We start from the raw sequence: 11,254 nt of genomic DNA, 5'->3' as shown, positions 1-11,254 counted from the left end.
TGAGTATTAGAAAAAGTCTCAACAGAGACTTTTTTTTGATTTGTTGATATGACAATTTGGCAGGAACTGTCAGTTTGGTATATTTATTGACTAAAAACAAGAGACGAAAAATAAATATTAATAATTTAATAATTGACCATTATAAATGAGTATTATCAATTCACTTATTAAGCTATTCGTGGGCGATAAAGCCAAAAACGATTTGAAGTCTATTCAGCCGTTGGTTGAAAAGATTAAGGCGTATGCAGCAGAGTTAGAGCATATTAGCAATGACGAATTGCGCGGCAAGACGATTGCCTTCAAAGAAAAAATAAAAGAGGCACGTGCTACTTTTGACACGCGAATAGCTGACCTACAAACACAAGCGAATGCTACGGAAGATATAGACAAGAAAGAAGACCTTTATACTGAAATTGATAAACTCAGTGCAGAGGCTTATCAGGCTTCTGAAAAAGTGCTAAACGATATTTTGCCTGAAGCCTTCGCTACGATGAAGGAAACCGCAAGACGTTTTGCTACTAACGAGACTATCAGCGTAACAGCTACTCCGCGTGACCGCGAGCTATCGGCTACCCACGACTATGTGACCATAGAAGGGGATAAGGCAATATGGAAAAACCATTGGGATGCGGCTGGTAAAGACGTTACTTGGGATATGGTGCACTACGATGTGCAACTTATCGGGGGTATTGCCCTACACCAAGGTAAGATAGCTGAGATGCAAACCGGTGAGGGTAAGACCCTTGTGGCTACACTGCCTGTATATCTGAACGCCCTAACAGGTAACGGGGTGCACTTAGTAACCGTGAACGACTATTTGGCACGCCGAGATAGCGCGTGGATGGGGCCTCTGTTTGAGTTTCACGGCTTGCGAGTGGATTGTATAGACAACCACCAGCCGAACTCACAGGCTCGTCGCAATGCGTATAACGCTGATATTACCTATGGTACTAACAACGAATTTGGTTTTGACTATCTGCGCGACAATATGGCGCACACCTCTGAAGACCTTGTACAACGCGCTCATAACTACGCGATTGTAGATGAGGTGGACTCAGTACTTATAGACGATGCGCGTACACCGCTTATCATCTCGGGGCCTACTCCTAAAGGCGACCGCCACGAGTTTAACGAATTAAAACCTTTAGTAGCCGATTTGGTAGAAAAACAGCGTACTTACTTAACTAAAGTACTTGCCGATGCTCGTAAACTAATAGCAGAAGGCAATACTAAAGAGGGTGGTTTTCAACTATTGCGCGTATATCGCGGCTTGCCAAAGAACAAAGCTCTTATAAAATTCCTCAGTGAAGAAGGGGTAAAACAACTGCTACAGAAGACAGAAAACTACTATATGCAGGATAACAATCGCGAAATGCCTAAGGTAGATGCTGAACTTTACTTCGTGATTGATGAAAAGAACAACCAAATAGAGCTTACTGATAAAGGTTTTGCCGATATAGCTTCTTACGATGGTGATAAAAACTTCTTCGTATTGCCTGATATAGGGGTAGAAATTGCTAATATTGAGAGCCAAAATCTGCCGATAGAAGAGGAAGCTAAGCTAAAAGAAAAGCTATTGCAAGACTTCACCGTAAAAAGTGAACGCATTCACACCCTTAACCAATTGCTAAAAGCCTATACGCTCTTTGAAAAAGATGTGGAATACGTGCTTATAGACAATAAAGTGTTGATAGTAGATGAGCAAACAGGTCGTATAATGGACGGACGCCGTTATTCTGACGGATTGCACCAAGCTATTGAGGCTAAAGAAAACGTGAAGATAGAGGCCGCTACGCAAACCTACGCTACTATCACGCTACAAAATTACTTCCGTATGTATAGCAAGTTATCGGGTATGACAGGTACGGCTATTACCGAAGCGGGAGAGTTTTGGGAAATATACAAATTGGATGTGATGGAAATACCTACCAACCGTCCTATTGCTCGTAAAGACTACAATGACCTGATATACAAGACTAAACGCGAGAAATATAACGCGGTGATTGACAAAGTAGTATCGCTATCGGAAGCAGGACGCCCTGTACTTATCGGTACTACTTCGGTAGAGGTATCGGAGCTTTTGAGCCGTATGCTAACGATGCGCAAGATAAAACACAATGTATTGAACGCTAAGTTGCACAAGAAAGAGGCAGAAATTGTAGCTGAAGCAGGGCAATCGGGAGTAGTAACTATCGCTACCAATATGGCAGGACGTGGTACGGACATTAAGCTAAGTCCGGAAGTGAAAGCTGCTGGTGGTTTGGCTATCATAGGTACTGAGCGCCACGATTCGCGTCGTGTAGACCGTCAGTTGCGCGGTCGTTCAGGACGTCAGGGAGACCCAGGAAGTTCGCTTTTCTACGTATCGTTAGAAGATAATTTAATGCGTCTGTTTGGTTCAGAGCGTATAGCGCGCCTAATGGACAAACTCGGACACAAAGAAGGTGATGTGATAGAGCACTCTATAATGACCAAACGTATAGAAACCGCTCAGAAGAAAGTAGAGGAGAACAACTTCGGTATCCGTAAGCGTCTGTTAGAGTATGATGACGTGATGAACGCACAGCGCGAGGTGATATACAAACGCCGCCGCCACGCCCTTGAGGGAGAACGCCTAAAAGTGGATTTGGCAAATATGATATTCGACACTTGCGAGGTGATAGTAGAAAGCAATAAGAGTGCTAATAACTATAAGAATTTTGAGTTTGAGTTGATAAAATACTTCTCGCTCAAGACCCAAATATCAGAGACTGAATTTGCTAAAACTGCTAATAACGAACTGACTTTCAGACTTTATCGCGAAGTGTTAGACCACTATCAGCAAAAGACAGAGCGCAGTGCTGCACAGGCTTTCCCTGTGATAAGAGAGGTGTATGAAAACCCATCGAATACTTATGAGCGCATAGTGGTGCCTTTCACAGATGGTCAGAAGATGCTTAATATAGTAACCGACCTGAAAGAGGCATACGAAAGTGGAGGTAAGAAACTTATTAGTGATTTTGAAAAGAATATTACCTTAGCGATTATTGATGATGAGTGGAAAACGCATTTGCGCCAAATGGATGAGCTTAAACAATCGGTACAGTTGGCGGTACACGAACAGAAAGACCCGCTACTTATCTATAAGTTTGAGGCTTTCCAACTCTTTAAAGCAATGATAGATAAGGTAAACAAAGATATAGTGTCTTTCCTTTTCAGAGCAGAGCTACCTACACAAGCTCCTGCGGTACAAGAGGCTCACGCCCCTCAGCGCAGTAATGAACACTACCAAACAAACAAAGAGGAAGTGCTTAACAGCGATGAAATGGCAGCTCAAGCACGCGAGGTAGGGCAACAAGCTTCGCAAAGGCGTTCGGTAGTAGAGACTATCATACGCGAGCAGCCTAAAGTTGGTCGTAATGACAAGGTAGTAATCCAAAACATTCGCACTGGTGAACGCAAAGAACTTAAGTTCAAACAAGCGATGCCGCTATTGGAAGGTGATTGGATATTGGTTAATTAGTTAATTGGCTAATTTATAGATTTAAAAGATACTTTGCCAAAGGTTATAGCACCAACGCTACGCCCTTTGGCAAAGTTTTTTTGTAAAGATAGCAGCTTGCTAATTGATTAATTATTCTTATCTTTGCCCAAAATATAGTATACACGATTAGAATGAATAAACTAAATATTTTTCTGTTAGTTTTTTGTTTTCATATCTCTCTGTGGTCAGTGGCGCAAGAGGATACTGATGATGGTATGATTGATACTGAAAAAGAGCGGGTGGCGCCAACTTCAGTGGTTGATTCGCTTTACCTTGAAGACCAATTTTATTTGGGTTTTACCTATGATTATCTGGCAGGGAAGGCGTCTAATGTGGTGCAGCACAACCTTTCGAGAGGCTTGCACTTGGGGTATATACGCGACCTACCTCTGAATGCGGAGCGCAATTTGGGGTTCGGTTTGGGGATTGGCTACGCCTATGACCGCGTGTATAACAATATGTTAGCAAAAAAGACTAGTGCAGGTATTAGCTATGAAATTGTAGAGCATTTTAGAGATTTGAATCTGTCGCGTAATTTCTTCGAGACGCATACGATAGAGATACCGGCTGAGTTTCGCTTTCGTACCTCTACGCCCTATTTGCACAAGTTTTGGCGTGTGTATGCGGGGGTGCGATTGGCGTATATCTTCAGCAGTAAGAGTTTGTACACTGCCGATGATGTTTCTACTTCGTTTGCTAACAGTCAGCTGAATAGGGAGTTTCAGCTGAAACCTTATATAGCGTTTGGCTATAATGCGCTGAACTTTTTTGTACAGTACAACCTTACTCCGCTACTTAAAAACGCCGAGACTACCGATGGTACAAGCCTGAAATCGAATATCTTGCAGATAGGGCTGATGTTTTATATTTTATAAAGAAGAAATACTAAATAAATGGAAGCTCATTTTACACGTTGGCGCCTCATATTGGGGCAAGATGCTCCTGCTATGGAAGGGGTTGCCTTAGACGAACAGCAGTCGCTTATGGACGCTACGCTGGCGGCTCTGTATGACCATACCGATGGGAAAGGGGGGAATGCTGGTGGTAAGCGCTCAGCAGGATTGGGGAACTCAGCTCCTAACTTGGCTAAATGGCTGACAGATGTTCGCTCGTTCTTTCCGCCAGATGTGGTGAGCGTTATACAAACAGATGCAATAGAGCGCAAAGGGCTTACTAAATTGCTCTTTGAGCCTGAAACCCTCAAGAATGTGAAGCCAGATATCTCGATGGTAGGTACCCTGATGGCACTAAAAGACCAGATACCTGCAAAATCGAAAGAGACAGCCCGAGAGTTAGTGAAAGAGGTGGTAGATGAGATTATGAAGCGTATGGAACAGAATTTGCGTAGAGCAGTGACGGGAGCTCTGAACAAGAAAGCGCATACGCCTATAGCTAACTTTTTGTCTACTGACTGGAAACGCACTATTCAGCGCAACCTTAAAAACTATGACACTGCTACCAAGCGGCTTATTCCGGAGAAATTCTATTTCTTTGAACGCACCCAAAAGCAGAAGAATTGGACGGTGATATTGGATATAGACCAGAGTGGTTCGATGTGCGATTCTATTATCTATTCGTCGGTAATGGGGGCTATCTTTGCGAGTATGCCTGCGCTCGACACGCACGTAGTGGCATTTGATACCCAAGTAACAGACCTGACCGAGCTATGTAGGCAAGACCCTGTGGATATGCTTTTCGGGGTGCAGCTGGGTGGGGGGACTGACATTAATAAGTCGGTAGCCTACTGTCAGACTTTGATAGAAAACCCTCGCAAGACGATGTTTATCCTCATATCTGACCTTTATGAGGGGGGCGTGCGCGCGGGGCTTTTGCGCCGCCTGAACGAGATGCACGAAGATGGGGTAAAGGTAATAGTACTGTTGGCGCTCTCGGACAACGGGAAGCCTTATTATGATGAAAAACTCGGTAAGGAGATTAGCAAACTGGGTATTGCCTGCTTTGCTTGTACGCCTGACCGTTTGCCTGAATTAGTAGAAAATGCTCTCAAAGGCAATCCTTTATTACCTAAAGGGAATGACAAATGATAAATTGTAAAAGATGAAAAAACATTCAAAAGTTTGGAATGAAATCAAGACGAATGACTCTTGGTCGATATTTAAAATAATGGGAGAATTTGTGCACGGCTATGAGCAAATGAGCTCTATAGGTCCGTGTGTGTGTATCTTTGGGTCGGCACGTATCAAGCCTGAAACGCCTTATTACGAACTGACAGTGCGCATTGCCCAAAAGATTGTAGATGAGGGGTTTGGTATCATCACAGGGGGGGGACCTGGTATTATGGAGGCAGGCAACAAAGGGGCGCACCTCAATAAAGGTGTATCGGCAGGGCTCAATATCGACCTGCCTTTTGAACAAACTAATAATAGCTATATAGACCACGATAAGAATATAAAATTTAACTATTTCTTTGCCCGCAAGGTGATGTTTGTAAAATATTCTAAGGCATTCGTAGCTATGCCGGGTGGTTTTGGTACTCTTGATGAGCTTTTTGAGACGCTAACTCTCGTACAAACCCGAAAAATAGATCAAATACCTATTATTTTAGTAGGAACTGACTATTGGAGAGGGCTATTAGAATGGATAAAGACGGTATTATTAGAGAAATTTAGCAACATCAATGCTGAAGATATGAATCTTGTGCATTTGGTAGATACCGAAGATGAGGTTATTAGGGTTATTGAAGAGTTCTATAATAATAAACATCAGTTGAAACCGAATTTTTAAAACTATAGCAATAATGAACACTAAAAAATTATTAAAATCTTTTTTATTATTACTTATTTTTAGCTTGTTGCCTATTGGTTTGGCAGCGCAACAAGGAGGTATGTGGATACCTTCGCTTTTAGAAGGAATGAACGCCAAAGAGATGAAGTCTTTGGGAATGAAAATGTCGGTGAGCGATATTTATAGTGTGAACAAATCGAGTTTGAAAGATGCAGTGCCCCACTTCAACGGAGGCTGTACTTCTGAGATGATTTCGAGCAGAGGGCTATTGCTTACGAATCACCACTGCGGATATTCGCAAATACAATCGCATTCTTCTTTGCAAAACGACTACCTAACTGATGGTTTTTGGGCTAAAAACTTATCGGAAGAATTACCTAACAAGCATTTAGAAGTTACTTTTATCGTACGCATTGAAGATGTTACGCAGAAAGTATTAGAAGGAACGGCTGCCATTAGCGATGAGAATGAGCGTGCGGCTAAGATAGAGCGTAATGTAGCTAGTTTAGTGAAAAGTTCGCCCAAAGAATTTTGGCAAGAGAATCGCATTCGTGCTTTCTATGATGGAAACCAATATATCCTTTTCGTAGTAGAAACGTTTAAAGATGTGCGTTTGGTAGGGGCACCGCCTTCAGCTATAGGCAAATTTGGCTCAGATACTGACAACTGGGTATGGCCACGCCATACAGGTGACTTCTCTCTTTTCCGCGTATATGCTGACAAGAACAATCGTCCTGCTGAGTATTCAAAAGACAATGTACCATATCGCCCTAAGCATTTTTTCCCTATTTCATTAAAAGGGGTAAAAGCAGGTGATTTTACGATGGTATTCGGTTATCCTGGTCGCACTCAGGAGTATCTGCCTGCGGTAGCGGTGGAGCAAATTGTAAATGTGTTGAATCCTGCCAAAATAGGCATTCGGGATGTGGTGCTTAAAACTCAAGATGGTTTTATGCGTACCAACCCTGAAATAAAAATAAAATATGCCTCTAAATACGCTAGCGTGGCTAACTATTGGAAGAAATGGATAGGCGAAACGCAAGGTTTGAAGAAATCAGGAGCAGTAGCTTTGAAGAGAAAACAAGAAGAGAAATTCCAAAAAACTCTTGAAAAGAATGGTAAAACAGCTGTTTACGGACAATTATTACCACAATTTGCTGAGAAATACGCGCAAATGCAAGATTACGCTTTGGCTAATGATCTCTTTTCAGAGTTAGTATTGCGCAATATAGACCTTTTGAGCAATGGTTATAGGGTATTACAATTGCAAAATGCCCTACATCAAAAAGGAGCACAATCATTTGCTGACCGCCGTCAGAATCTTTTAAACAGCCTTCAAACGGTATTTAAAAATAACGATAAGGCGGTAGACAAAGCAGTATTTGAGAAAGCGGTAGCCTACTACGCCCAAGCGATGCCAGCACACTTACTGTCAGCTAACTTGCAAAATCTTAATGCTTCAGCCTTAGCAGATAAACTGTACAACGAATCATTTTTAACTTCTTATAGCGAAATAGAAAAGGTACTCAATCTACCTCAAGAGGATTTTGAAGCACGTATGCAACAAGATGCAGGGGTACAGTTTGTACGCGAACTAGTGTTACACTATATCGAAAAGGTAAGTCCGTATTACTATCGTTTAAATGATGAGATTACTGCACTGCAACGAACTTATATGAAAGCTCTTTTAGAGTTTGCTAAACCTGAAGATCGTCTTTTTCCTGATGCTAATAGCACTCTTCGCGTAACTTATGGCAAGGTAGCAGGTTACTCGCCTAGCGATGCTGTAACTTACGATTATATGACTTATTTAGATGGGGTAATGGAGAAATATGTGCCTAATGACTATGAGTTTGACGTACCAGCTAAGTTACGTGAGCTCTATGAGAAGAAAGATTATGGCATTTATGGTAAAAACGGAAAGATGCCTGTGTGCTTTGTAGCTACTAACCACACAACAGGTGGTAATTCAGGAAGTCCCGCGATTGATGCCAAAGGCAATCTGATAGGGCTTAACTTCGACCGTGTATGGGAAGGCACTATGAGCGACATACATTACGACCCCAATATTTGTCGCAATATAATGGTAGATATTCGCTATGTGCTCTTTATTATTGATAAATATGCGGGGGCAGGCTATCTGATTGACGAGATGAAGTTGGTGAAATAGTACGCATTTTGTCAAAGTTGATTTATCGAAGAAATAAAAACCAAACAATATATGAAATTAAATAAACTAATAGACCACACACTTCTAAAAGCAACAGCTACCCTTGCTGAGATAGAAACCCTTTGCAAAGAAGCGGTAGAGTACGATTTCTATTCGGTATGTGTGAATAGTTGTTATGTAGCAGCTGCTAAGAAATTCTTAGCAGGCACTGATATAAAGGTTTGCAGTGTAGTAGGCTTCCCTTTAGGGGCAATGTCAGCCAAAGCTAAATATTTTGAAACTAGCGAAGCCATTGCGGATGGTGCCGATGAGATAGATATGGTGCTCAATGTGGGTTGGCTTAAATCGGGGGAAACACAAAAGGTATTAGAGGATATAGCTGCTTTAAAACAGTGTGTAGGCGAAAATAGGGTGCTAAAGGTAATACTTGAGACTTGCTATCTGACAGACGAAGAAAAACGCTTAGCTTGCAAGTTAGCCCTTGAGGCACACGCCGATTTTGTAAAGACCTCTACTGGTTTTGGTACAGGTGGAGCTACTCTTGCTGATGTAAAACTAATGAAAGAATGCGTACAAGGCAAGGCAAAGGTAAAAGCCTCTGGAGGTATCCGCGATTACGAGACTGCTATGCAGTATGTAGCCCTTGGGGTAGAGCGCATAGGCACCTCTAATGGTATTGCTATTTTAAAAGGTGAAAAAGGAACAGGTTACTAATGAAGATTATCAGTTATAATGTAAATGGCATTCGTGCTGCTCTTACTAAGGGTTTTACAGAGTGGTTGAAAAGTGCTAACCCCGATGTGCTTTGTCTGCAAGAGATTAAGGCTTTAGAAGCACAAATACCTACTGAAGTATTTACTGAGTTAGGCTATACCTACCAGTATTACCACAGTGCCGAAAAGAAAGGTTATAGTGGGGTGGCTATCCTCTCTAAAATAAAGCCTAAACACGTAGAGGTAGGTACAGGTATTGATTATATGGACAAAGAAGGACGAGTACTCCGCGCGGACTTCGATACCCTCTCAGTGATGAGTCTTTATCTGCCATCAGGTACTAATCCCGACCGTTTAGACTTCAAGCTAACCTTTATGGCGGACTTTCAGAAATATATCGACAAGTTGAAGCAAACAATACCTAATCTTGTTATCTGTGGCGACTACAATATCTGCCACGAAGCGATAGACATACACGACCCTGTGCGCAATGCTACTGTATCGGGCTTCTTACCTATAGAGCGCGAATGGTTAGATAAGTTTATGAAGAGTGGGTTTATAGATAGTTTTCGATATTTTCACAAAGAACCTCATCAGTACTCTTGGTGGAGTTATCGTGCCAATGCCCGCAATAACAACAAAGGATGGCGTATTGATTATCACTTAGTATCAGCCCCTTTAGAAAACCGTATGGAGCGAGCACTTATTCTTCCTGAAGCAAAACATAGCGACCATTGCCCTATAGTATTAGAGGTCAGTGACAAATAATAAATAGCAAATCAAAAAAAAGGCTGTTGAACAATTGGTTCAACAGCCTTTTTTTTGATTATTTATAGCAGCTACAACGCTGTGATTACCAACGAATGATAGCACTACCCCACGTAAAACCACTACCAAAAGCAGCGAGCACTACTAAGTCGCCCTCTTTTATTCTGCCTTGTTGTACTGCTTCAGTAAGAGCGATAGGAACAGAGGCGGCGGTAGTATTACCATACTTCATTATATTATTAAATATTTGTTCATCAGAGAGTTTAAATTGGTGCTGAACAAACTGCGATATACGGTAATTTGCTTGGTGAGGAATCAATATACTAATATCTTCACGAGTAAGCCCATTAGCTTTCAACCCTTCTTCTATTACCTCTGCAAAGCGTACTACAGCATTCTTAAATACAAACTGACCATTCATATAAGGGTAATAACTCACATCGTCAGGGTCATTTTCAGCCAAAATCTGAGGCACCCATTTAGTACCTACACCAGGGGTAATCATAGCCAATTCAGTAGCGTGCTCTCCTTGACTGTGCAAGTGCGTAGAGAGAATACCGCGAGCAGGGTCATCAGAGCGAGACACCACAGCAGCCCCAGCACCATCGCCAAAAAGTACCGCCATATTGCGTCCGCGTGTGCTCATATCCAGCGCAGGCGATTGCGTTTCAGCACCTATCACAAGGATATTTTTGTACATACCAGTTTTGATAAACTGGTCAGCTACCGATAGCGCGTAGATAAAACCCGAACACTGGTTGCGAATATCTAAAGCACCCACTGTTTTTAGTCCTAATTCTTTTTGGACTAACACTCCACACCCAGGGAAGTAATAATCCGGACTAAGAGTTGCAAAGATAACAAAGTCAATTTCATCTTTACTCACTTGCGCAGCTTCAAGGGCTTTAAGACTGGCTTTTACCCCCATCGAGGTAGTGGTATCAGTCCCTTTTAGCACGTGTCGGCGTTCTTTTATACCGGTACGCTCTTGTATCCACTCGTCGCTAGTATCCATTAGCTTCGATAAATCATCGTTGGTTACTACATTGTCAGGGACGTAAAACCCTAATCCCTTAATTCTTGATATATACATATTTTTAGTTTTTAGTTGTTATTCTTCAGCTTCTTAGTCTTAGTAGTCGCTTTCTAACTACTAACGACTAATCACTAACGACTAAATAAACACCTCTAACAAGTCCATTCCCTTAGTTTTAACCTCCAATTTGTTACAAGAGGCAGGGAAAAGCACTGTTTCACCTTGTTTAATGGGCAATTCAGTCGTGCCATCACCTATTGTACCCTCCCCTTTTACGCACATATAGATGTGAAAAGAGT

The 11,254-nt window shown here is 42.0% G+C and carries 9 protein-coding genes; 7 read left to right on the top strand and 2 right to left on the bottom strand.

Going from position 1 to position 11,254, the window contains the following annotated elements:
* The first annotated feature begins 145 nt into the window (after positions 1-145).
* The 7 genes from secA (at position 146) to HMPREF9074_RS04350 (ending at position 9,919) form a co-directional block, all read left to right on the top strand.
* A complete protein-coding gene (secA, locus tag HMPREF9074_RS04380) occupies positions 146-3,502 on the top strand; it encodes a preprotein translocase subunit SecA (protein WP_009392552.1) in 3,357 nt (1,118 codons plus the stop codon).
* 152 nt (positions 3,503-3,654) lie between these two features.
* Entirely contained in the window at positions 3,655-4,398 is a 744-nt protein-coding gene (locus tag HMPREF9074_RS04375) for a porin family protein (protein ID WP_009392554.1), read from the top strand.
* Between the two features lie 18 nt (positions 4,399-4,416).
* Positions 4,417-5,568 carry a VWA domain-containing protein gene (locus HMPREF9074_RS04370; RefSeq protein ID WP_009392558.1) on the top strand — a complete coding sequence of 384 codons (1,152 nt, stop codon included), beginning with the start codon at positions 4,417-4,419 and terminating at the stop codon, positions 5,566-5,568.
* A gap of 13 nt (positions 5,569-5,581) precedes the next feature.
* Positions 5,582-6,268 carry an LOG family protein gene (locus HMPREF9074_RS04365; protein ID WP_009392559.1) on the top strand — a complete coding sequence of 229 codons (687 nt, stop codon included), beginning with the start codon at positions 5,582-5,584 and terminating at the stop codon, positions 6,266-6,268.
* A gap of 13 nt (positions 6,269-6,281) precedes the next feature.
* Positions 6,282-8,438, top strand: a complete 2,157-nt coding sequence (locus tag HMPREF9074_RS04360; protein ID WP_009392561.1) for a S46 family peptidase — start codon at positions 6,282-6,284, stop codon at positions 8,436-8,438.
* A 51-nt stretch (positions 8,439-8,489) separates the two neighbouring features.
* Positions 8,490-9,152, top strand: coding sequence for a deoxyribose-phosphate aldolase (deoC, locus tag HMPREF9074_RS04355; RefSeq protein ID WP_009392563.1), 663 nt, complete (start codon positions 8,490-8,492; stop codon positions 9,150-9,152).
* Positions 9,152-9,919 carry an exodeoxyribonuclease III gene (locus HMPREF9074_RS04350; RefSeq protein WP_009392564.1) on the top strand — a complete coding sequence of 256 codons (768 nt, stop codon included), beginning with the start codon at positions 9,152-9,154 and terminating at the stop codon, positions 9,917-9,919. The genes deoC and HMPREF9074_RS04350 overlap by 1 nt, the downstream gene beginning before the upstream one ends.
* An 85-nt stretch (positions 9,920-10,004) precedes the next feature.
* Here HMPREF9074_RS04350 and HMPREF9074_RS04345 read toward each other — a convergent pair whose 3' ends face one another.
* A complete protein-coding gene (locus HMPREF9074_RS04345; RefSeq protein WP_009392567.1) occupies positions 10,005-11,012 on the bottom strand; it encodes a 3-oxoacyl-ACP synthase III family protein in 1,008 nt (335 codons plus the stop codon).
* An 81-nt stretch (positions 11,013-11,093) separates the two neighbouring features.
* Positions 11,094-11,243, bottom strand: coding sequence for a hypothetical protein (locus tag HMPREF9074_RS12820; RefSeq protein WP_369700492.1), 150 nt, complete (start codon positions 11,241-11,243; stop codon positions 11,094-11,096).
* Positions 11,244-11,254: the final 11 nt, after the last annotated feature.

This window comes from Capnocytophaga sp. oral taxon 329 str. F0087, from assembly GCF_000213295.2.
GTDB lineage: Bacteria > Bacteroidota > Bacteroidia > Flavobacteriales > Flavobacteriaceae > Capnocytophaga > Capnocytophaga leadbetteri_A.
This window is presented reverse-complemented; position numbering and strand designations above follow the sequence as displayed.

What these genes read in the sequence shown, in the direction of transcription:
- secA (WP_009392552.1), top strand. Translation starts at nt 146, where the DNA reads ATGAGTATTATCAATTCACTTATTAAGCTATTCGTGGGCGATAAAGCC.
- HMPREF9074_RS04375 (WP_009392554.1), top strand. Translation starts at nt 3,655, where the DNA reads ATGAATAAACTAAATATTTTTCTGTTAGTTTTTTGTTTTCATATCTCT.
- HMPREF9074_RS04370 (WP_009392558.1), top strand. Translation starts at nt 4,417, where the DNA reads ATGGAAGCTCATTTTACACGTTGGCGCCTCATATTGGGGCAAGATGCT.
- HMPREF9074_RS04365 (WP_009392559.1), top strand. Translation starts at nt 5,582, where the DNA reads ATGAAAAAACATTCAAAAGTTTGGAATGAAATCAAGACGAATGACTCT.
- HMPREF9074_RS04360 (WP_009392561.1), top strand. Translation starts at nt 6,282, where the DNA reads ATGAACACTAAAAAATTATTAAAATCTTTTTTATTATTACTTATTTTT.
- deoC (WP_009392563.1), top strand. Translation starts at nt 8,490, where the DNA reads ATGAAATTAAATAAACTAATAGACCACACACTTCTAAAAGCAACAGCT.
- HMPREF9074_RS04350 (WP_009392564.1), top strand. Translation starts at nt 9,152, where the DNA reads ATGAAGATTATCAGTTATAATGTAAATGGCATTCGTGCTGCTCTTACT.
- HMPREF9074_RS04345 (WP_009392567.1), bottom strand. Translation starts at nt 11,012, where the DNA reads ATGTATATATCAAGAATTAAGGGATTAGGGTTTTACGTCCCTGACAAT.